The organism is Microbacterium sp. NPDC055665, from assembly GCF_053618035.1.
On record NZ_JBSHGY010000005.1, the window covers coordinates 1 to 20,264 of the forward strand.

Annotated in this window: 20 protein-coding genes and 1 riboswitch; of the genes, 4 read left to right on the forward strand and 16 right to left on the reverse strand. The window is 69.4% G+C overall.

What is annotated here, in order from left to right; genetic code table 11:
• The first annotated feature begins 456 nt into the window (after positions 1-456).
• Entirely contained in the window at positions 457-1,800 is a 1,344-nt protein-coding gene (locus ACWGO6_RS13085; RefSeq protein WP_452326924.1) for a CoA transferase, read from the forward strand.
• Here the strand turns inward: ACWGO6_RS13085 and ACWGO6_RS13090 are convergent.
• From ACWGO6_RS13090 to ACWGO6_RS13100, 3 genes are read right to left on the reverse strand one after another with little or no spacing between them, the layout of a single operon-like run.
• The gene (locus ACWGO6_RS13090) at positions 1,785-2,579 is read right to left on the reverse strand and encodes a DUF4184 family protein (protein WP_136041667.1); all 795 of its coding nucleotides are present in this window, start codon (positions 2,577-2,579) and stop codon (positions 1,785-1,787) included. The genes ACWGO6_RS13085 and ACWGO6_RS13090 overlap by 16 nt on opposite strands.
• A 28-nt stretch (positions 2,580-2,607) precedes the next feature.
• On the reverse strand, positions 2,608-3,909 hold the full coding sequence (tyrS, locus tag ACWGO6_RS13095; RefSeq protein WP_452326925.1) for a tyrosine--tRNA ligase: 1,302 nt from the start codon (positions 3,907-3,909) through the stop codon (positions 2,608-2,610).
• A gap of 39 nt (positions 3,910-3,948) precedes the next feature.
• Positions 3,949-4,902: an aldo/keto reductase gene (locus ACWGO6_RS13100; protein WP_452326926.1), complete on the reverse strand. Its 954-nt coding sequence runs from the start codon at positions 4,900-4,902 to the stop codon at positions 3,949-3,951.
• A 53-nt stretch (positions 4,903-4,955) separates the two neighbouring features.
• Here ACWGO6_RS13100 and ACWGO6_RS13105 point away from each other — a divergent pair, with 53 nt between their 5' ends.
• Positions 4,956-5,312: a MerR family transcriptional regulator gene (locus tag ACWGO6_RS13105; protein WP_136041670.1), complete on the forward strand. Its 357-nt coding sequence runs from the start codon at positions 4,956-4,958 to the stop codon at positions 5,310-5,312.
• A gap of 7 nt (positions 5,313-5,319) precedes the next feature.
• Here the strand turns inward: ACWGO6_RS13105 and ACWGO6_RS13110 are convergent, their stop codons facing one another.
• Positions 5,320-6,147: a hypothetical protein gene (locus ACWGO6_RS13110; RefSeq protein WP_452326927.1), complete on the reverse strand. Its 828-nt coding sequence runs from the start codon at positions 6,145-6,147 to the stop codon at positions 5,320-5,322.
• Complete coding sequence (locus tag ACWGO6_RS13115) at positions 6,144-6,788, reverse strand: SatD family protein (RefSeq protein ID WP_136041672.1); 645 nt, start codon at positions 6,786-6,788, stop codon at positions 6,144-6,146. Before ACWGO6_RS13115 ends, ACWGO6_RS13110 begins: the two co-directional genes overlap by 4 nt.
• 75 nt (positions 6,789-6,863) lie before the next feature.
• Here ACWGO6_RS13115 and ACWGO6_RS13120 point away from each other — a divergent pair, with 75 nt between their 5' ends.
• Positions 6,864-7,433 carry a DUF1349 domain-containing protein gene (locus tag ACWGO6_RS13120; RefSeq protein ID WP_240745039.1) on the forward strand — a complete coding sequence of 190 codons (570 nt, stop codon included), beginning with the start codon at positions 6,864-6,866 and terminating at the stop codon, positions 7,431-7,433.
• A gap of 224 nt (positions 7,434-7,657) precedes the next feature.
• Positions 7,658-8,494, forward strand: coding sequence for an endonuclease domain-containing protein (locus tag ACWGO6_RS13125; protein ID WP_136041674.1), 837 nt, complete (start codon positions 7,658-7,660; stop codon positions 8,492-8,494).
• Positions 8,495-8,616: 122 nt separating this feature from the next.
• On the opposite strand, the gene argH is transcribed toward ACWGO6_RS13125, so the two are convergent.
• The 11 genes from argH to ACWGO6_RS13180 form a co-directional block, all read right to left on the reverse strand.
• Complete coding sequence (gene argH, locus ACWGO6_RS13130; protein ID WP_452326928.1) at positions 8,617-10,047, reverse strand: argininosuccinate lyase; 1,431 nt, start codon at positions 10,045-10,047, stop codon at positions 8,617-8,619.
• A complete protein-coding gene (gene argF, locus ACWGO6_RS13135) occupies positions 10,047-10,976 on the reverse strand; it encodes an ornithine carbamoyltransferase (protein WP_136041676.1) in 930 nt (309 codons plus the stop codon). Before argF ends, argH begins: the two co-directional genes overlap by 1 nt.
• Complete coding sequence (locus ACWGO6_RS13140) at positions 10,973-12,178, reverse strand: acetylornithine transaminase (RefSeq protein WP_136041677.1); 1,206 nt, start codon at positions 12,176-12,178, stop codon at positions 10,973-10,975. The genes argF and ACWGO6_RS13140 overlap by 4 nt, the downstream gene beginning before the upstream one ends.
• Entirely contained in the window at positions 12,175-13,092 is a 918-nt protein-coding gene (gene argB, locus ACWGO6_RS13145; RefSeq protein ID WP_091030447.1) for an acetylglutamate kinase, read from the reverse strand. Before argB ends, ACWGO6_RS13140 begins: the two co-directional genes overlap by 4 nt.
• A complete protein-coding gene (gene argJ, locus ACWGO6_RS13150) occupies positions 13,089-14,246 on the reverse strand; it encodes a bifunctional glutamate N-acetyltransferase/amino-acid acetyltransferase ArgJ (protein WP_452326929.1) in 1,158 nt (385 codons plus the stop codon). Before argJ ends, argB begins: the two co-directional genes overlap by 4 nt.
• A complete protein-coding gene (argC, locus tag ACWGO6_RS13155) occupies positions 14,243-15,295 on the reverse strand; it encodes an N-acetyl-gamma-glutamyl-phosphate reductase (protein WP_136041679.1) in 1,053 nt (350 codons plus the stop codon). The genes argJ and argC overlap by 4 nt, the downstream gene beginning before the upstream one ends.
• A 240-nt stretch (positions 15,296-15,535) precedes the next feature.
• Entirely contained in the window at positions 15,536-17,686 is a 2,151-nt protein-coding gene (locus ACWGO6_RS13160; protein ID WP_136041680.1) for a bifunctional hydroxymethylpyrimidine kinase/phosphomethylpyrimidine kinase, read from the reverse strand.
• Positions 17,683-18,531, reverse strand: a complete 849-nt coding sequence (gene thiM, locus ACWGO6_RS13165; protein WP_452326930.1) for a hydroxyethylthiazole kinase — start codon at positions 18,529-18,531, stop codon at positions 17,683-17,685. The genes ACWGO6_RS13160 and thiM overlap by 4 nt, the downstream gene beginning before the upstream one ends.
• Positions 18,522-18,615: riboswitch (TPP riboswitch) on the reverse strand. It overlaps the preceding gene by 10 nt.
• Before the next feature lie 27 nt (positions 18,616-18,642).
• On the reverse strand, positions 18,643-19,605 hold the full coding sequence (locus ACWGO6_RS13170) for an NAD-dependent epimerase/dehydratase family protein (RefSeq protein WP_136041682.1): 963 nt from the start codon (positions 19,603-19,605) through the stop codon (positions 18,643-18,645).
• Positions 19,606-19,669: 64 nt separating this feature from the next.
• Complete coding sequence (locus tag ACWGO6_RS13175; protein ID WP_136041683.1) at positions 19,670-19,984, reverse strand: type II toxin-antitoxin system PemK/MazF family toxin; 315 nt, start codon at positions 19,982-19,984, stop codon at positions 19,670-19,672.
• 2 nt (positions 19,985-19,986) lie between these two features.
• A complete protein-coding gene (locus ACWGO6_RS13180) occupies positions 19,987-20,220 on the reverse strand; it encodes a ribbon-helix-helix domain-containing protein (protein WP_136041684.1) in 234 nt (77 codons plus the stop codon).
• Positions 20,221-20,264: the final 44 nt, after the last annotated feature.

The window sequence follows — 20,264 nt, forward strand, 5'->3', positions numbered from 1 at the left end:
CGAAGCTAGACGAGGATAATTTGGCATTTGACAAGTGCACGCTGTTGAGTTCTCAAGGATCGGATGCTCCCACGACCCAGCCATCACAGCCAGGCACGCAGGGCAACTTCTCTATCTTACCCACCCTGTCTCGCTTGTCAAATCGGCGCGCCGTGCGGATCAGAGATCCGCAGCGCAGCTGATGACAGCCGCAGAAGAGGTGGATTCCCTATCCTAGACGCAAGCGTCTGATCTCTCAAGTGAGAGTAGATCGGGAGTGGTTCTCCGCTTGAGGGGGGTGTAGCTCTTGGCTCCTCCGCTTCCCTGTGGGGCGAACAAGTAATAAGTTACGTGGGTTCCGGGGTTCTGGCAAATCGGGGCATACAGCCCGGGCGTGTCGACTCAGCACCTCAGGCGCTTTACGCCGGATCAGCCGCGGTTTCCGGCGCAGCATCCGCTCGAGAGTACGATCTGGGCATGCGCCCGCCCACCGATGACCCGGCCATCAGTCCGGGGGCTGCGCTGCTCGATCGGGTCAGGCTCCTGCTCGATCTCCCTCCCGCCGAGGGAGCGCCCGACGCTCACGCGGCGGTCCCGCTCCCCTCTCGACTGGCGACCGGCGAACTCGCCTGGGCGAGTGTCGCTTCGGCCATGCTCTCCGCCGGCCGCTCCCCCGCGGCCATCGACCCCCACCGCGTGGCCACCGCATATCGGAGCGACCGCGTGCTCGCGATCGACGGTGTCGCTCCCCCGGTGTGGTCGCCCCACTCGGGGTTCTGGCGGACTGCGGACGGATGGATCAGGACCCACGGGAACTACCCGCATCACGCAACCGCTCTCTGTGCCGCTCTCGGAGTGCACGATGACGCCGACGCGGATGCGGTTCGGGCTGCGCTCCACGAACGGGCGACGGCGGAGGCCGTCGCAGCGGTCACGCGCGCCGGAGGGCTCGCCGTAGCCGTGACCGCCGAGGATCCGGCGATTGATCGAGCGCTTCGTGATGCGCCGCTTCTCGACGTCCGACACATCACCGGCCCCACACCTCGATACCGGCGGCCCGAACGCGCAATGCCGACGCACGACGATCGTCTCCCGCTCGCCGGTATGCGCGTGCTCGACCTCACCCGCGTGATCGCCGGTCCCGTGTGCACCCGCACGCTCGCTCTCCTCGGCGCGGACGTTCTGCGCATCGATCCGCCGCACCTCCCGGAGCCCGAGTGGCAGCACCTCGACACCGGTCACGGCAAGCGATCGGCTCGGCTGGATGCGCGCACGCCGCAGATGCACGAGTTGCTCGCAGCTGCCGATGCCGTCGTGCTCGGCTACCGCCCCGCGGCGCTGGACCGGCTGGGGCTCAACCCCTCCGTACTCGCCGAACGCTATCCGGGCCTGGCCGTCGCACAACTCAGCGCCTGGGGTACCGAGCATCCCGATCGCGCCGGCTTCGACAGCCTCGTGCAGGCAGCATCCGGTATCGCGCTCGTCGAGTCACCGGACGGCGACCGCCCCGGGACGCTTCCCGCCCAGGCGCTCGACCACAGTGCCGGATACCTGCTCGCCGCTGCGGTGACCACGCAGCTTCTGCGCCGCGCACGCGAAGGCGGTTCCTGGTACACCGGCACCTCGCTCCGCCGCATCGCCGCCGAGCTGCTCGGGATGCCGCGCCGCCGGGAGCCGGAAGACGACGTCGAGTTCGATGTCGGCCCGCACCTCGCGCGCTTCGAGGTCGACGGCAGATCCCTCGTCACCGCGCGACCGGCGATGACCGGACTCGAGTTCGACGCCCCGCACCCCTGGGGGTCGGATCAGCCGATCTGGTGACGACGCCCGCGAACCGCCAGCACGATGCAGAGCACGAACGTGATCGCACCCCACACGGCACACGCCGGAGGCAGGACCCGATAGGCCAGATGCTGCACGGTGAACTCGCCGTCGATGGGGCCGAACGCGATGATCCCCCAGACGAGCGCGGCGACCAGGATCACCGGAAGCGAGACCCACCACGCGATGCGCAGCCCCTGCGGCAGCGACTGCGTGACATCCGCTCGCGCGTCCCGCCGACGCAGCCACAGCAGCGCCCAGACGCCGATGATCAGCAGGCCGATCACACTCGACCCGTGCTGGAGCCACTTGAATCCGGGCAGCGGACCCCACATCGCATCGAGACCGGGGAGCAGCTGCACGCCGGCGCGATCCTCGTGCGTGAAGAGATCCCAGACGATGTGCGAGGCCACGCCGATCAGGAAAGATACCGCGAGGAACACCGGGTACCCGCGCTTCTCGCCCACACCGACGGCTCGTCCTGCGGCTTCCGCACCGCCCTCACTCCAATCCTCCGGCAACCGGCGCGCCAGCCATAGCGGCGCGAGTTCCGGCACCGCCGGTCGCAGGATCACGCGCCAGAGGAGGAAGAGGACGAAGGCGAGCAGTGCCGTCCACAGGATGTTGCCGAAGGTGTGGGTGAACGAGTAATTCAGCCCGACACCGCGCACGAACAGCGGCAGATCCGGGGTCATGGCGCCGATCGCGATCGCCGCGGGCACCAACGGCGTACGGATGAACGGCAGCGCGACGAGCGCGTGACTGGGAGTGAAGGGCATGCGGCTCTGCTATCCGAAGAGCGAAGGCTCAGCCGAGGAAGACGCCGGCGAGAGTCTTCTTGCCGCGGCGGAGCACGGACACTCCTCCGGGAAGAGTTCCCTGGACCGTGGCGGCATCGTCGTCGACACGACTGCCGTCGAGCGTGACGCCGCCCTGCGTGATCGCACGCCGCGCCTCGGAGAGACTGGCGACCAGGCCGGTCGCGACCAGAGCCTCGACCACCGCAGTGCCGGACGCGACGGTCGCGTTGGGAAGCTCTTCCAGCGCGGTGCGAAGCGTCGCCGCGTCGAGCGCGGTCAGATCACCCTGCCCGAACAGCGCCTCGGATGCCGCGATCACCGCGGCTGTCGCATCGGCCCCGTGGACGGTCGCCACCACCTCGAGCGCGAGACGCTTCTGCGCCGCGCGACGGAACGGCTCCGTCGCCACGAGTTCGGCGTATTCCTCGATCTCCGCTCGGCTCAGGAACGTGAAGACCTTGAGGCGCTCGATCACGTCGGCGTCCGCCGTGCTCAGCCAGAACTGGTACATCCGGTAGGGGCTGCACATCTCGGCGTCGAGCCAGACGGCATTGCCCTCGCTCTTGCCGAACTTCGTGCCGTCGCTGTTGGTGATCAGCGGAGTGCCGATCGCATGCACCGACGCTCCCTCGGCGCGGCGGATCAGGTCCGTCCCGCTGGTGAGGTTGCCCCACTGGTCGGACCCGCCCGTCTGCAGCACGCAGTCGTACTGGCGGTACAGCTCGAGGAAGTCCATCCCCTGCAGGATCTGGTAGCTGAACTCGGTGTAGCTGATGCCCTCATCGGAGTTCAGACGCGCGGCGACCGCATCCTTCTTGAGCATCGTGCCGACACGGTAGCGCTTGCCGATCTCGCGGAGGAAGTCGATCGCGCTCAGCGGCGCCGTCCAGTCGAGGTTGTTCACGATACGGGCCGCGTTGTCGCCCTCGAAGCTCAGGTAGCGCTCGACCTGCGTGCGCAGACGTCCCACCCACTCCTCGACGGTCTCCCGCGTGTTGAGAGTGCGCTCCGCTGTCGGACGCGGGTCGCCGATCAGACCGGTGGAACCACCGACCAGGCCGAGAGGCTTGTGCCCGGCAAGCTGGATGCGACGCAGCGTCAGGAGCTGCACGAGGTTGCCCAGGTGCAGGCTCGGCGCGGTCGGATCGAACCCGCAGTAATACGTGATGGGGTCTCCCGCGAGCAGGGCGCGCAGCGCCTCCTGGTCGGTGGACACCTGGACCAGGCCACGCCACACGAGTTCGTCCCACACGTTCTCGAACGTGGGGTCGATCGCCTGGGGTGCGGTCGTCAGAGCGGGAGTTGACACGCGTTCCAGGCTATCAGCGCACAGCAGCACCGAATCGCCTCAGACCGGCTCGTCGAGACGCTCGATCTCCTCGGCGGACAAGGAGATCGACGCAGCATCCAGCGCCACATCTAGCTGATCGAGCTTGCTGCCGCCGAGGATGGGACGGATGCCGCGCGCGAGCTGCCACGCCAGCACGACCTGCCCTCGGCCGAGACCCCGCGCCGCCGCGATCTCGTCCAGCACCGCGAGCCGACGTGCAGTCCCGGGGTGGTCGTACACCTCGGGCACGGCCTTCGCCGGATTGTCGTAAGCGCCGGACAGCAGCGGGGTGTACGCCCAGATCTCGATCCCGTTCGCCCGGGCGAAGTCGCGTTGCTCATCGCTCAGCACACCGAAGGGGTGAGCGACGCCGGGCGGAAGCGTCCCCGGACGCGTGCGCAGGTACGTGCTGTTCAACTCGAACGCGTCGATGGGCACGCTTCCGATGGACCTCGCGTGCGCACGGGCGCGCTCGATGCGCCAGGCCGGGTGGTTGGAGGCACCGACCCGGCTCACCGTGGCGTCGGCGGTGAGCTCCGCGAGAGCGTCCACCGTGTCCTCGATCGCGACCGCCCGATCCTCCTGGTGCAGCCAGAGCAGGTCGATCCTGTCGACGCCCAGGCGTTCGAGACTCCCCTCGACCGCAGCGCGGATCGCGCGCGGAGAGAGTCCGGTCCGGCGCTCGGGCCAGGATCCGGGCCAGAGGGGTTCGGCGCCGACCTTGGTGGAGATACGGACCTGCGCGCGTGCACCCGGTCGCGCTGCGAGCCAGCGACCGAGCACCGCCTCGGAGGCCCCTCCGTGCCCCGTCTCACTGGCCCAGAAGCTGTAGCAGTCGGCGGTGTCGATCCAGATGCCGCCGCGTTCGACGAAGCGGTCGAGCAGGGCGAAAGAGGTCTCCTCATCGACGAGCGTTCCGAAGGACATCGCTCCGAGAACGAGCGGGGATACAGGGGTGTTCAGGTTGGTCATGATTTCACTGTGCAACCTGGAGCGCGCTCCAGGTCAAGCCCTATGCTCTGCTCATGACGACGTACACTCCGGCGGAGACCGCGGCCCGGTCCGGCTTCAGCATCGACACCCTCCGGTACTACGAGCGCGAGGGCATCCTGCCCGCGGTGTCGCGCACGGCCGGCGGACATCGCGCGTACACCGATGCCGAACTCGGACTCCTAGAGTTCCTCAAGTGCCTCCGCGAGACCGGCATGCCGGTGGAACGCCTGCGCCGCTACGGTCGACTCTGCCAGCGCGAGGACACGATCCCGGAGCGGATCGCGCTTCTCGAGGAGCACGCGATGACCGTCGAGAAACAGCTCGCCGAGGTTCTCGCGCAGCAACGGCGTCTGGCAGAGAAGCTGGACTGGTACCGATCGTTGGACTGACCCGCCGTCAGCTGTGCGCCGCCCACCAGACGAGGAATGCTGCGCCGAGGGCGATGACCCAGCTGACGAGGCTCCCCACGAGGAAGTACTCGGCCCTGGCGCCGGTCTCGCCGTCGCGCGAGATCTCCGGGAAGCGGACGATGCCCTTCGCCGCCAGCATCGCCGCGAGGATCGGGTACGCCGCGGCGAGGGTGAGGATCAGGACGAGGATGCGCTCGAGCGGGCCGATCAGTCGCCCGCCCTGGAAACCGGTTCGGGGGTCGGGGGCGGTCGCCACCGCAGACGGCTGATCGTCGGTCGGTCCGGCGACCGTCGGATGCGGTTCCGTGGCGCGGGATGCGGCTTCGGGGACGGATGCGTCGTCAGAGCCGGAATCGGGCTCCGCGATCTGCTCCGCCGGACGCCAGGTGTGCTCGCCGTCGAGAGCCGCACGCACCACGAGGTTCGCGGACTCCAAGAGGAACGCCGTCACTCCGAGCACCAGGATCGCCAGATCGAACGTGACCTCACCGAACGGCGAACGCAGCTGCCACACCGCGCCGATGAGGCCGGCATGCGCCCGCCCACCCGTCCAGATCACAGCTCCCACGACGACGAGGGCGAGGACGACGGCCGGCCAGAATCCCGCGCGCGACGGTCGATCGTCGGGCATGCACCAGATCCAGAGCGCGCCGGCCACGAGCGCGGCGATCATCGGCAGCAGAGCGTCGCTGACGCTGCCGAGCAGCAGCAGCACGACAGCAGCGGCCAGATATCCGATCCAGCGACGGGGAACGAACTGCCGCACGAGGTCTGCGGCTCCGATGGCGAGCAGGATGAACCCGGCGAGGATCATGCCGACTCCTCCCTGAGCGCGGCGAGTCCTTCGATGAGCGCGGCGGATCCGGCGCGTCGCAGCGACTTCGAGATGCTCGGCTGGGAGATGCCCTCCTGCTCCGCGAGCTCCTGCTGCGATCGGCCGACCAGGCGCCCGTAGGTGAGTCGGCGCTCGCGCGCACTCATCGCTCCCACCAGCTCGTCACGCGCGAGCAGATAGGCGTTGGAGACCGCGATCGTCGAAGCCATGACCTCATCCTGCCCCGGCGCTCCGACAATCCAGGTGCGCGTCCGCGGCACGGCGCGCTGCTCACGGGAGTGCACGGTCTCGATCGCCGCTCGCGCGGCGTACCAGCCGGGCCCGTCGGCCAGTTCGCCGTGCACGGAGGCGACGGCGCGCACCTCCCCCACGCCGATGCCGAATCGGAAGGCGATCCCATCGGGCAGCCGCAGCTGGATCAGGAAGAGAGAGGTCAGCGCATCGCGGAGTTCCCGGTAGACGCCCTGCTGCTCATCTCCCACCGTGGGGGTCAACGGCTGAACGGCCAGGGGAAGGTCGGTCTCGGCCTGCGCGATGGTCTCGTCCAGCACGCGCTGCGCCGCTCCACGATCCCCGAGCTCCCGGGATCCCACGATGTCTGCGATCACGGCTATGACCATGCGATAACCTTATCACGAATATTTGTAGATATATGCGTTATTAGGTTATGGATTGGAAAAATGCCTTCTACAAGCATGATTGCATGGTCCGAAGGAACCTGGACCCATGCCCCTGCCGCCGTGGAGGACGCCGAGCACCTCGACGTCACCGCCGTCGAAGGCAGCGACGCCTGGCGGCACACCGCATATGGATTCGTGCACGACACCGAGCACGCTCTGCTTGCCCCGCTCGCTGTGGGCGAGGCGATGGAGGTGTCGTTCCGTGCACCGTGGGACGGCCAGTTCGACCAGGCGGGGGTCTTCGTGCGTATCGACGACGAGCACTGGGTGAAGACCGGCCTCGAGTACGCCGACGATCATCTCGGGCTCGGTGCCGTCGTCACCGCCGGAGGATCCGACTGGTCGGTCGGATTCGTCGACGAGTGGCACGACCGCGAGATCACGGTGCGCGTGAGCCGGTGGGCGGATGCCGTGATCGTCCGGGCGCGCGCCGACGATGAACCGTGGCGGCTGGTGCGCGTCGCTCCGTTCGACGGCCAGGCTGCGGCATCCGCCGGGCCGTTCCTCGCCGCGCCGACCCGCGCCGGACTCACCGTGCGGTTCACCCGATGGGAACGGTCGGCTGCCGACGCCGAGCTGCACTGAACTCGGAAGGCCGCCGTCCGCGACTGACCGGCGCGACGATCCGCCGAGGCACCGACGTTCTGCGGGCAAATCACCGGCTTGACCTCGGCGGATCGTCAGGTCCTCGGAGGATCGTCACCACACCCCACTCCGTCATGTCTGCACAGCCGGACTACGAAACAGATTGCCCACACTTACCGGAAGGCGAGTGAGCTTCGGAATGTCGCGTCCCCCATCGTGGACGGATGCTCTCAGTGACAGACACCATCAGACACCTCGGCGGCATCGCACAGGGAAAGAGGCTGCAGGCTCTCGGCTTCTCTCGGCAGACGCTTGCGTCGTCGGTCGGACGCGGCGAGATCGAGCGAGTGCGCGACGGTGTCTTCGCGATCGGTCCGCTGAGCGCACAGGTCCGCTCGGCCATCGAGCACGGCGGTGCTCTGACCTGCGTGAGTGTGCTGCGGACGTACGGGATCTGGGTGCTTCCCACCGAAGACGCCCCGCACGTCTGGCTCGGGCCAGACCGGCATGCACTACGGCATCCGCACTGCACGTGCGTCTCGCACTACTACCGAGGGACGCCACCGCTGGGCTCGGCACCCGTCGAGACGGCGTTGCTGCATCTGCGACGCTGCGCCGGTGACGAGGCCTTCTTCGCGGCCTATGAGTCGGCGTGGCGGCTGGGAGCCCTCACCTCTGCCGGCCGGTCACGAATCAGAGCAGCGCTCCCTCGCACCGCGCGATGGCTGATCGATCTGGCGCGATCCGACGCGGACAGCGGCCTGGAATCCCTGCTTCGCCTGCGACTTCATCTGCTCGGTCTTCGTCTGGACTGCCAGATCACGATCGACGGTGTCGGGAGAGTCGACTTCGTCGTCGCGGGGAGGCTGATCCTCGAAGCTGACGGCGAAGAGAATCACGGCTCGTCCTCACACCGTCACCGTGACCGAGCGCGGGACGCCATGGCTTCCCGACTCGGATACGAGACGCTCCGCTTCGACTACGCGCAGATCGTCCATGATTGGCCGAGCGTGAAGGCCGCCATCGGCGGTGCGCTTCGGCGTCTGCCCCGGCCCAGGTAGTCGTCGACGAGGAAGGAACCGCCTCCGGTGGACGACGATCCGCGGAGGAAGAGACGATCTACCGAGGAATTCGATGAATTACTCGGTGGATCGTCCGTCCCTCGGTGGATCGTCGCGACCGACTACAAGCCGAGGGCGTGGGCGGCGGCCTGAGCGCGGGCGACGAGTTCCGCTCGCTGCTCGGCGACCCGCACCGGGGCGGTCCCGCCGACACCGGTCCGCGATGCGACCGACCCCTCGATCGTGAGGACCTCGCGCACCTCCGGCACCAGATGCGGCGAAACCGACAGCAACAGGTCGTCGGACGCGTCTTCCAGCCCGATCCCCTGCTCCTCGCACGCGCGCACGAGGGCGCCCGAGATCTCATGGGCATCACGGAACGGCACCCGCCGCTTCACGAGCCACTCCGCGACATCGGTCGCGAGGGAGAAGCCCTGCGGTGCCAGCGCCGCCATCCGCTCGGTGTCGAAACGCAGCGTCGCGACCATGCCGGCGAAAGCGGGGAGCACGACCTCGAGTGTCTGCACCGAATCGAAGACGGGTTCCTTGTCCTCCTGCAGATCGCGGTTGTACGCGAGCGGGAGTCCCTTGAGCGTGGCCAGGAGCCCGGAGAGGTTGCCGATGAGACGGCCGGACTTGCCACGGGCGAGTTCGGCGATGTCGGGGTTCTTCTTCTGCGGCATGATGCTCGAACCCGTCGAGTACCCGTCGTCGAGCGTGACGAACCCGAACTCGCGGGTGTTCCAGAGGATGATCTCCTCGGACAGGCGCGAGATGTCGACACCGGTCATGGCCGTGATGAAGGCGAACTCCGCCACGACATCACGCGCGGCTGTTCCGTCGAGCGAGTTCTCGGCCGGGCGGTCCAGGCCCAGCTCCGTCGCGACGAGCGCGGGGTCGAGACCGAGCGTCGAGCCGGCCAGCGCTCCCCCGCCGTAGGGCGAGACACCGGCACGACGACGCCAGTCCACGAGGCGCTCGAGCTCGCGCACCAGCGGCCAGCCGTGCGCCTGCAGGTGGTGGGCGAGGAGCACGGGCTGCGCATGCTGCAGGTGCGTGCGCCCGGGGAGGATGGCGTCGGGGTGCGCCTCGGCCTGAGCGACCAGCGCGTCGATCACCCGCAGGATGTCGCGGGCGATCACCCGCGCGTGGTCGATCAGGTACATGCGCACCAGCGTCGCGATCTGGTCGTTGCGGCTGCGACCGGCACGCAGGCGACCACCCAGTTCCGGACCGAGCTCGGCGATCAGCGCCTGCTCGAGCGCGCCGTGCACGTCCTCATCGGTCGGTACAGGGCGCAGGGTGCCGTCGGCGACCTTGCGGGCCACGGCATCCAGCCCCTCGTGCATGCGTCGCGCCTCGTCGGGTTCGAGGTACCCGGCCGCCTCGAGCGCGGTGGCGTGCGCGTGGGAGCCGGCGATGTCATACGGCGCGAGGATCCAGTCGAAGTGCGTCGAACGGCTGAGCTCCACCAGCTCGGGCGACGGCCCGGTGGCGAAGCGCGCGCCCCAGAGCGCGCCCTCGTTGGTGCCTTCGTGCGTCGATTCGCTCATCACGCGTCCTTCTTGCCGAGCAGCCAGACCAGGAGCGCCTTCTGCGCGTGCAGCCGATTCTCGGCCTCGTCCCAGACCACGCTCTGCGGGCCGTCGATCACGCTGGAGTCGACCTCGTAGCCGCGGTCGGCGGGGAGGCAGTGGATGAAGATCGCCTCGGGGTCGGCGAGGGTCATCGTCTCGGGAGTGACCTTGTAGCCGCCGAGGTCGCGGATGCGCGCGAGCTTCTCCTCCTCCTTACCCATCGAGACCCAGGTGTCGGTGACCACGACGTCGGCACCGGCCGCGGCCTCGACCGGATCGGTGTACAGCGTGATCGAACCGCCCGTCTCGGCGGCACGGCGGTCGGCGGCCTCGATGACATCCGCGCGGGGCGCGTAGTCCTCCGGAGAGGCGATCCGCACATGCATGCCCGCCGTGACGCCGGCGAGCGCGTAGGAGTGCGCCATGTTGCTCTCTCCGTCACCGAGGAACGTGAGCGTGAGCCCCTTCAGCTCGCCCTTGTGCTCGCGGATCGTCAGCAGATCGGCGAGCAGCTGGCACGGGTGGAAGTCGTCCGAGAGTGCGTTGATCACGGGGACGCGCGTGCCTGCCGCCATCTCCTCGAGCCCGGACTGCGCATAGGTGCGCCACACGATGGCCGCGACCTGGCGCTCGAGCACCCGCGCGGTGTCGGAGGGCGTCTCCTTGCCGCCGAGCTGGCTGCTCGCAGTCGAGATGATGAGGGGGGAACCGCCGAGGTCGGCGATGCCCACCGCGAACGAGACGCGGGTGCGCGTGGAGGACTTGTCGAAGATCACCGCGACCGTCTGCGGACCCGCCAGGCTCTTGTCGGCCCACCGATCCTTCTTCAGCTCGATGGCGAGATCGAGGATCTCGGCCTGCTCGGCGGGCGTCAGGTCGTCGTCACGCAGCAGGTGGCGGGTCATGCGGATACCTTTCCGGCAACAGAGGCCTGGACGTCGGCGAGAGCGGCGGTGAACAGCTCGCGGAACTCGGCGAGCTCGGCGTCGCCGATCGTGAGAGCCGGTGCGATGCGTACGGTCTCGGGGTTGGCGGCGTTGACGATGAGCCCGCGCTCCTGCGCTGCGGCGACGACGGCACCGGCCACCGGCTCGGTCAGCGCGACACCGACCAGGAGGCCACGGCCGCGGACTCCGTCGATCAACGGGGAGTCGATGCCGAGCAGAATCTCGCGCAGCTCCGCACCGCGGCGCGCCGCGTTCTCCACCAGACCCGCGCTCTCGATCTCGGTGAGCACCGCGTCGGCGACCGCGGTCGCGAGCGGGTTGCCCCCGAAGGTGGAGCCGTGCGACCCCGGGGTGAAGAGCGAGCTGGCAGCCCCGTAGGTGACCAGAGCGCCGATCGGGAAGCCGCCGCCGATGCCCTTCGCGAGCGTGATGGCGTCGGGGGTGATGCCCTCATGGCTGAAACCGAACCACGCGCCGGTACGACCGGCGCCGGTCTGGATCTCGTCCAGGATGAGCAGCGCACCGTGCGCGAGCGTCAGCGAGCGGGCGGCGGCGAGGTAGCCCGCCGGCAGCTCGACGACACCGGCCTCACCCTGGATCGGCTCCACGATGATCGCGGCGACACGGTCGTCCATCGCCGCCTCCAAAGCCTCGATCGTGGCGGGGATGTGCTCGACACCCGCGGGCATCGGCTCGAACGGCGCGCGCATCGACACCTTCGCGGTCAGCGCGAGCGACCCCATGGTGCGGCCGTGGAAGCCGTTCTCGAGCGCGAGGATGCGCGGACGCTCGGTGCCGCCATGCAGACGCGCGAGCTTGAACGCGGCCTCGTTGGCCTCGGCGCCCGAGTTCGAGAAGAACACCCGACCGTCGAGGCCGGCACCGGCCAGGCGCTTGAGGCGAGCAGCGAGGGCGAGCTGCGGCGGCGTCGCGAAGTAGTTCGACACGTGCGCGAGCGTGGCCGCCTGCCTCGAGACGGCTTCGACGAAGACCGGGTGCGCGTGCCCGAGGGAGGTCACCGCGACGCCGGCGAGGAAGTCGAGGTGGCGTCGGCCGTCGGCGTCCCAGACGTGCGAGCCCTCACCGCGGACCAGCATCGCGAGCCGGTCCCCTGCGTTGAGCACGAGATCGCGTGCCGCGTCGTCCTGCCAGACGGTCATGCCGTCACCTCATTCTTTCCCAGGACCACTTCGGTCCCGATTCCCTTGCTGGTGAAAAGTTCGACGAGCACCGAATGCGGCACCCGCCCGTCGATGATCGCCGCCGCATCGACGCCGCCCTCGACCGCGTCCAGGCAGGCGCGCATCTTCGGGATCATCCCCGACTCGAGCTTCGGCAGCATCTCGATGAGGGCTTCCGAGGTCAGGTGCGAGACGAGCGAGTCACGGTTGGGCCAGTCGGCGTAGAGGCCGGGCACATCCGTGAGGATCACGAGCTTGCGCGCGTTCAGCGACACCGCGAGAGCGGCGGCCGCGGCATCCGCGTTGACGTTGAGCGACTGACCCGGGTGGTCGAGGTCGGGGGCGATGCTCGACACGACCGGGATGCGGCCGGCCGCGAGGTGATCGAGCACGGGCGTCGGATCGACCTCCACGACGTCGCCGACGCGGCCGAGGTCGACCTCTTCGCCGTCGATCACGACGCCGCGGCGGCGGCCGCCGAAGAGCCCGGCATCCTCCCCGCTGAGGCCGGTCGCGATCGGACCGTGCGAGTTGATCTTGGTCACGAGCTGCGGGTTGACCTGGCCCGTGAGCACCATCCGCACGACGCTGATCGCCTCGGTGTTGGTGACGCGGTAGCCGCCCTTGAACTCGCTGGGGATCTCGAGCCTCTGCAGCATGTTCGAAATCTGCGGACCGCCGCCGTGCACGACGACCGGCAGCACTCCGACGTAGCGGAGATACGCGATGTCCTGAGCGAAGGCGTCCTGCAGCTCCTCCGACACCATCGCGTTGCCGCCGTATTTGATCACGACGATCTGGTCACGGAACTTCTTCAGCCACGGCAGCGACTCGATCAGCGTGGTGGCCTTCTGCGCGGCGACCTCGGCAGGAGTGTCCTGGATGTCGGTCATGAGGCGTACGCGCTGTTCTCGTGCACGTAGTCGTGGGTGAGGTCGTTGGTGAGCACGGTGGCGGTCTGATCCCCGACCTTGAGGTCGATCACGAGGTGCGTGGCGCGCGGCGTCAGGTCGACCTCCTCACGCGGACGGTCGGGGCCACCCTCGGTGCAGACGCGCACGCCGTTCATCCAGACGTCCACGTCGTAGGGGTCGAACTGCGCGTTCGTGGTTCCGATCGCGGCGAGCACACGGCCCCAGTTCGGGTCGTTTCCGAAGATCGCGGCCTTGAAGAGGTTGTTGCGCGCGACCGACCGGCCGACCTCGACGGCGTCCTGCTCGGACACCGCATGCTGCACCTCGATGGTGATGTCGTGGCTCGCGCCCTCGGCATCGCCCTGCAGCTTCACCGCGAGCTCCTGCGACAGCTCGGTCAATGCCGCGGCGAAGTCGTCGAGGTCGGGGACGATCTCGGATGCGCCGTTGGCGAGCAGCGTGACCTGGTCGTTCGTCGACATGCAGCCGTCGGAGTCGAGCCGGTCGAAGGTCTGCCCCGTCGCGCGGCGCAGCACCTCGTCGGCCTGCAGCGGCTCGAGGACGGCGTCGGTCGTGATCACCACGAGCATGGTGGCGAGGCCGGGAGCGAGCATGCCCGCCCCCTTCGCCATGCCGCCGATCGTCCAGCCGTCGCGGCTGATCACGGCGGTCTTCGCCACGGTGTCGGTGGTCATGATCGCCTGCGCCGCGGCGTCGCCGCCGTCGGTGCTGAGTGCGGCGATCGCCTGCTCCGTGCCCGCGAGCACCCGCTGCCGGAACGTCTCGTCTCCGGTGCCGATGAGTCCGGTGGAGCAGATCAGCACGTCACCGGCGCTCACTCCGAGGAGCTCGGCGGCCTTCTCGGCGGTCTGGTGCGTGGTCTGGAACCCGAAGGCGCCGGTGAAGCAGTTCGCCCCGCCGGAGTTCAGCACCACGGCCTCGACGATGCGGTCGGCGACGGCCTGCTGCGACCAGATGATCGGGTTGGCCTTGGCGCGGTTGCTGGTGAAGACGGCGGCACCGACCTTACGCGGCCCCCGGTTCACGACGACGGCGACATCGGGCTTGCCGGTGGACTTCAGGCCGGCGGCGACTCCAGCCGCCTCGAATCCTGCGGGGGCGGTGACGCTCACGGCGCGACTCCGTTCACTGAGAGGGCGCGGTTCTCGGGGAGACCCAGCGCGATGTTCATGGATTGGATGGCAGCGCCGGCGGTGCCCTTGACGAGGTTGTCGACGGCGGTGACCACCGTGACGCGGTTGGCGGCACGATCGATCGCGAGGCCGATGAGCGCGGTGTTGGCGCCGAGCACGTCGGCCGTGCGCGGGAATCGTCCCTCCGGCAGCAGCTGCACGAACGTCTCGTCGCCGTACGCGCTCTGCCAGGCGTCGCGGATCTGCGCGTCGGTCGTGCCCTCGACGATCGGCGCGGTCGAGGTGGCGAGGATCCCCCGCGACATCGGCACGAGCACCGGGGTGAAGGAGATGCGGATGCCCGCGGCATCCGCCCCGGACGCCGCGGCGAGCGCCTGACGGATCTCGGGGATGTGCCGGTGGGTACCGCCGACCGCATAGGGGTTCGCGGTGCCGAGGATCTCGCTGCCGAGCAGATTCGTCTTCAGGCTCTTGCCGGCTCCGGACGGCCCGACCGCCAGCACCGAGACGATGTCGGAGGGGTCGATCACTCCGGCCGCGACGCCCGGGGCGAGGCTGAGGCTCACCGTGGAGGCGTTGCAGCCCGGGGCGGCGATGCGCGTCGCCCCGCGGAGGTGCTCACGCTGCTTCACGCCGTCGACCAGGAGCTCGGGGACGCCGTACGTCCACGGCTCGTGGAACGCACCGCCGTAGAACGCATCCCAGGCCGATGCCGAGGTGAGGCGGTGGTCGGCGCCCGCGTCGATCACGAGCGGCGCGTCACCCAGCGCATCGGTGTACTGCCCCGACTGCCCGTGGGGAAGCGCGAGGAACACGATGTCGTGACCCGCGAGGATCTCCGGCGTCGTGTCCTGCAGGGTCAGGTGCGCGAGTGAACGCAGATGCGGCTGATGGTCGACGAGAAGCTGTCCGGCGTTCGAATGCGCCGTGACGGTGCGGATCTCCATGTCGGGATGGTCGGCCAGGAGGCGTAGGATCTCGCCGCCTGCGTAGCCGGATGCGCCGGAGACGGCGACGGAATACGTCATGCTTCTACCTTAACGGTCGGGTCCTTCCTCGAAAGGAGGACCGGGGGCGGGGCCGGAGGCGGCGACACCGGCTCTCGACCGCCGCGCGGGCGCGGGCAGGAGGGCGGGGTCGCCTACAGTCGGCGGCCGCGGCGTCGGCGCACAGCGATGACGCTCGGAGCGAGCGTCGAAGAAGCGGTGGCGGCCGAAGGCATGTCGCGACAGTAGCGCGGCCTCGGCAGCCACCGCAAATCCGGCTCGTCATCGAGGGAGCGACGACTCCAGCGGTGCGGCGAAGAAGGCGAGCTCGTGCGCGCTCGACGACACGAAGGCCCGCCGCATCCTCGCCCTGGTGCCGGCATCCGCCGCCGCGGCAGCTGCGGTCACGTACTCGATCGCCGTCCGGGTCGCCCGCTCGAATGCGGGGTCGGCGTACGTCGCGAGCCACGAGGCGTACGGATGTTGCGGATCCGTCGCGTATTCGCCGAGCTCTCCCGCGTGCAGACGCCGGCCGAGGTCCGTGTAGAGCCAGAAGCACGGGAGTACTGCGGCGACGATCTCGCCGTAGTCACCGCCGAATGCGACGGACCGCAGGTGATCGAGGTACGCCGTGGTCACCGCGGAAGGGTCCGCCGCGAATGTCGCCGCGCTCACCCCCTGTGACGGGGTCAGCCACGACGCGTGCAGTTCGAGTTCGCCGACGATCGAGCCGTGGGCGGACTCCGCCCAGAATGCCTGCTCCGCCGATGTCGGCGCGAGGCGGGCGGCTTCGGCCAGCACCCGGGCGTAGTCGCGCAGATACAGCGCGTCCTGCGCGAGGTAGGACAGGAACGGCGTGCGCTCGAGAGAGCCGTCGGCGAGCGCGCGGATGAACGGCAGCTCGTCGATCCCTGCACGGATGCCGGCGACCTCCTGCCACCAGTCCGCGGCGATGTCGGTCGCCTCCGGTCGCGTCGCTGTGCGCCCCCGATCCCAGAGACCGGCGAAATGACTGATCGGACCGTGCCCACGCCCCACGCGCAACCCATCCCCTGCCCGGAGGGACTCACGGAGCCAGGCGCGTGCCTGGCGCACCGCCTCCTCGGGCTCACTCCCCCGGCCCAACAGCGTGGCCAGCGCCGAGGAGAGCGAGCAGCCCGTGCCGTGCGTGCTCGCCGTCACGATGCGCGGTCCGGTGAACTCCTGGCGAAGGCCGCGACGCGCGTCGACCAGCGCGTCCGGAGCCTCGTCGCCCGTGAGGTGACCGCCCTTGACGAGCACGGCGGCACCGATCTCAGCCGACAACTCCTCCGCGGCGACGATGCCGTCGGCCCAGTCGACGATGTCCCGGTCGGTCAGCACCGCGAGCTCGGCGAGGTTCGGGGTGACCAGCGTCGCCCGGCCCAGCAGACCGCGCAGCTCGGCCTCGGCATCCGGAGAGAGGAGCCTGTCCCCCGAGGTCGCGACCATGACCGGGTCGAGCACGACGACGGGCGGACGCACCCGGTCGAGCCACTCGCCCACTGCGCGGATCACCTCCGTCTCGGCGAGCATCCCGATCTTCACGGCGTCGATCACGATGTCGTCCGATACCGCATCGAGCTGAGCTCGGAGAAAGTCCCCGGGCGGCACGTGCACCGCCCGGACACCTCGCGTGTTCTGCGCGGTCAGCGCGGTCAGGACGGCCATGCCGTATCCGCCGTTCGCGGCGATGGACTTGAGGTCGGCTTGGACGCCCGCCCCGCCCGAAGGGTCGCTCCCGGCGATGCTGAGTACCCGCGGCACGGTGCCGGCGCGCCACCGTCGCCGGAACTCCTCGGCGGTCGCTGCCGGATCCTCCGCCGCGCACAGCGCCGAGACCACGGCGAGGCCGGCGGCACCGGCATCGCGGAGGGCTTCGGTGTCCTCGATGCCGACACCGCCGATCGCCACGCACGGGAGCGGACTGCGCGCCACGAAGTCGCGGAACCCTCCCACGCCGAGGGGCTCGGGATGATCCGGCTTCGTCGAGGTCGGGCGGATGACGCCGACGCCCAGGTAGTCGACGGTTCCCGCGGGCAGGGCGCGGACGGCATCGAGGTGCTCGGGGGTGTTCGCGGTGAGGCCGATCAGCGCATCCGGTCCGAGAGCCTTACGCGCGCGCAGCACCGACGCATCCCCTTGTCCCAGGTGCACGCCGTCGATGCGCGCACCACGGGCGCGGGCGGCGATCGCGGCATCCAGCCGGTCGTTCACGACGAGCAGTGCGCGGCCGTCGATGGCCTGCGACAGCGCGACGAGCTGGTCGACCGTCTCGGCGTCGGATGCGCTCTTGTCTCGAAGCTGCACGATGCGGACGCCCCCGTCCACAGCGCGGCGGACGGTCTCGACCACACCGCGGTCCCCGCAGAGCTCCGCATCTGTGACGAGGTAGAGGGAGAGATCGGCGTTCACAGCGCACCCGCCTCCACACGGGCGTCCGCGATCACGTCGGCGGGCCCCAGCGAGGCGAGTGCGTCCAGCAGTGCCACGGCGAAGCTGCCGGGACCGTTCGAGACCGCGGCCGCGCGCTCCGCAGCGATCGTGTAGACGAGGCTCGCGGAGGCGACGGCCGTGAGCGCGTCGTGTCCGGTGTTCCGCGCAGCACCGAGGAATGCGGCCATCACGGCCCCGAGAGCACAGCCCCCGCCGGTGACCCGGGTCAGCAGCTCGTGGCCGTTCGCGAGGAACAGCACCCGCTCCCCATCGGTGAGGAGATCGACCGGACCGGACACCGCGATCACGGCGCCCGTGTTTCGCGCGAGCGCAGCGGCCGCATCGGCGGCGGCATCCGTGCTGTCCGTCGCATCGACTCCGCGCCCACCCGCACTGAGGCCGGCGAGCGCGAGGATCTCGGAGGCATTGCCGCGGATCGCCGTCGGTCGAAGTTCGGCCAGCCGGTGCGCCAGGGCGGTACGGATCGGGAGGGCCCCGATGGCGACCGGGTCGAGCACCCAGGGAGTGCCGGATGCCGCGGCTCCGGCCACGGCCTCGAGACTCGCCGCGCGTTGCTCCGGGGTCGGCGTGCCCAGGTTGATCAGCACACCGGAGGCGACGCCGGCGAACATCTCGGCTTCCCCGACGATGTCGACCATGGCCGGGGCGGCACCCAGGGCGAGCAGCACGTTGGCGGTGAACCCGGTGACGACGGTGTTGGTAATGCAGTGCGTCAGCGGGGGCGTCTCGCGCAGCACCCCCCACAGCGCCGCGGCGGCACCGGGCAGATCGGTGGTGGAATCAGGACGCAGAAAATCGCTCATCGCGACATCCCTTCGCTAGTACGAACTAGATCAGGTTCGACGGGTCTGTTCTCAGCCGCGGATGCGGCACCCCGTGTCACTGCTCAGAGTCTAGCGATCGGCTAGAAGCGTCTATCGATCGGCCAGGAGGGCCCGCTCCTCCGCTCGGGTGAGTCCAGCACGACGGTCGCGGTCGACCCCGCGCTCTCGCTCATCGGCGACGACGGACCGGATGGTGTCGTTCAGCGGCCGCAGCCGTCCACCCGCATCGCGGTAGGCGGTATTCGACCGGGTCATGAAGCCCGTCATCTCCGGCGGGAGCCACAGCGGCAGGGATCTCGGCCCCGCCCAGTACCCGACCTCGTGTGCGACGAGCCACTCCTCCTCGGCGACCACGGTCTCGCCGGTGTGCCCCGCGGCCGACCGGACAGCCTGCAACACGTCGCCGAGGGGATGCTCGTCCCCGATCGCGTTCACCGGCCCGCTCACGGTGGCGGTGGCGATGAAGTCGGCGAGATCGTCCACATCGATCACCTGTGCGCTCCGCCCGTCGAGCGGCGGCAGCAGCACCGGCTCCGCACCCGCCCGCGCGAACGCCGCTGCCCAGTAGCCGAATCGATCACTGGGATCGCCGTCGCCGACGATGAGCCCCGGCCGCACGATGAGCGCGCGATCGCCCAGGACGCCCACGTCGTCCTCGGCCGCCGCCTTCTGCGGTCCGTACTCGTACTCGTCGCCGGGGCGAGCGGGCGGATGCCGCGGTGCCGACTCGTCGGCACCGATCGTCTCGTCGTCGGAGTACACCGACATGGATGACACGTAGGTCCACCGTTCGGCACGCTCGCCGAGAGCCTCGACGGCGGCCTCGACGTGTGATGCCTGCGACGAGATGTCAACCACGTGGTCCCACTCCCGGCCCGCGAGCCGGTCGTACACCTCGGGATCGTCGCGGTCTCCGCGCACGAGCACGGCACCGTCCGGCGCGGGGCGCCCACCGCGAGCGAGACAGGTCACCGTCGCCCCCGCATCCAGCCACCGGTGGGCGATGCGCCCGGAGAGCCAGCCCGTTCCACCGAGGATCAGCACGTGCGTCATGGACCCATGTCACCAGGATCGCGGCACCCGCGGAAGCCCTTCCGCTCAGAGCAGATCAGGGCGATCATCCTTGGAGGGGCAGATCGAGGTCGAAAGCGAGCATCACAGCGGTCGCGAGCTGCACCTCCTGCTTCTCGGAGAGGTACCCGATCGTGCGTCCCAGGGCAGAGACGGGGATCGTGATCAGGTTGTCGATCGACACCGCGCACTCGTGGTCGAGACCATTGGTCGGCCCGACCGGAACTTCGCTGCTCAAACCTTTCATCGTGGAGGTGATCGGCGCCACCGTCACCTTCGTCATCGCCGGGCGGGCGGCATCTCTCGTGAGGATCACCACTGGGCGGGTCTTGTCGAGCCGCGCCAGACAGATCTCGCGCACCGTCAGCGCTCGATCACGATGTGACCGACGGTCCAGTCCACGAGCGAATCGAGATCGTCGCCCGCACCCTGCGTATTCAGTATCTCTGCGTCGTGCTCGGCTGCCCTCCGACGGAGTTCGCGGGCGATCGCGACGGAGACCAGAGCCGTCCGGCTGGGAGCGGCACCGGCGGAGACCAGAGCATCGAGCTCTGCGACCATCTCGTCGGAAAGCCTGAGGGCGATCTGCGTGCTCATGCGGCCACTCTACTCCGAGTGCATCCCGTTTTGGTATGCACCCG

Excerpts from the sequence above, each read along its gene's own strand:
- ACWGO6_RS13090 (WP_136041667.1), bottom strand. The coding sequence starts at position 2,579 with ATGCCCTTCACTCCCAGTCACGCGCTCGTCGCGCTGCCGTTCATCCGT.
- ACWGO6_RS13120 (WP_240745039.1), top strand. The coding sequence starts at position 6,864 with ATGATTGCATGGTCCGAAGGAACCTGGACCCATGCCCCTGCCGCCGTG.
- ACWGO6_RS13115 (WP_136041672.1), bottom strand. The coding sequence starts at position 6,788 with ATGGTCATAGCCGTGATCGCAGACATCGTGGGATCCCGGGAGCTCGGG.
- ACWGO6_RS13085 (WP_452326924.1), top strand. The coding sequence starts at position 457 with ATGCGCCCGCCCACCGATGACCCGGCCATCAGTCCGGGGGCTGCGCTG.
- ACWGO6_RS13170 (WP_136041682.1), bottom strand. The coding sequence starts at position 19,605 with ATGACGCACGTGCTGATCCTCGGTGGAACGGGCTGGCTCTCCGGGCGC.
- ACWGO6_RS13140 (WP_136041677.1), bottom strand. The coding sequence starts at position 12,178 with ATGACCGTCTGGCAGGACGACGCGGCACGCGATCTCGTGCTCAACGCA.
- argC (WP_136041679.1), bottom strand. The coding sequence starts at position 15,295 with ATGACGTATTCCGTCGCCGTCTCCGGCGCATCCGGCTACGCAGGCGGC.
- ACWGO6_RS13110 (WP_452326927.1), bottom strand. The coding sequence starts at position 6,147 with ATGATCCTCGCCGGGTTCATCCTGCTCGCCATCGGAGCCGCAGACCTC.
- argB (WP_091030447.1), bottom strand. The coding sequence starts at position 13,092 with ATGACCGACATCCAGGACACTCCTGCCGAGGTCGCCGCGCAGAAGGCC.
- argF (WP_136041676.1), bottom strand. The coding sequence starts at position 10,976 with ATGACCCGCCACCTGCTGCGTGACGACGACCTGACGCCCGCCGAGCAG.
- ACWGO6_RS13125 (WP_136041674.1), top strand. The coding sequence starts at position 7,658 with ATGCTCTCAGTGACAGACACCATCAGACACCTCGGCGGCATCGCACAG.
- ACWGO6_RS13180 (WP_136041684.1), bottom strand. The coding sequence starts at position 20,220 with ATGAGCACGCAGATCGCCCTCAGGCTTTCCGACGAGATGGTCGCAGAG.
- ACWGO6_RS13100 (WP_452326926.1), bottom strand. The coding sequence starts at position 4,902 with ATGACCAACCTGAACACCCCTGTATCCCCGCTCGTTCTCGGAGCGATG.
- ACWGO6_RS13105 (WP_136041670.1), top strand. The coding sequence starts at position 4,956 with ATGACGACGTACACTCCGGCGGAGACCGCGGCCCGGTCCGGCTTCAGC.
- argH (WP_452326928.1), bottom strand. The coding sequence starts at position 10,047 with ATGAGCGAATCGACGCACGAAGGCACCAACGAGGGCGCGCTCTGGGGC.
- thiM (WP_452326930.1), bottom strand. The coding sequence starts at position 18,531 with ATGAGCGATTTTCTGCGTCCTGATTCCACCACCGATCTGCCCGGTGCC.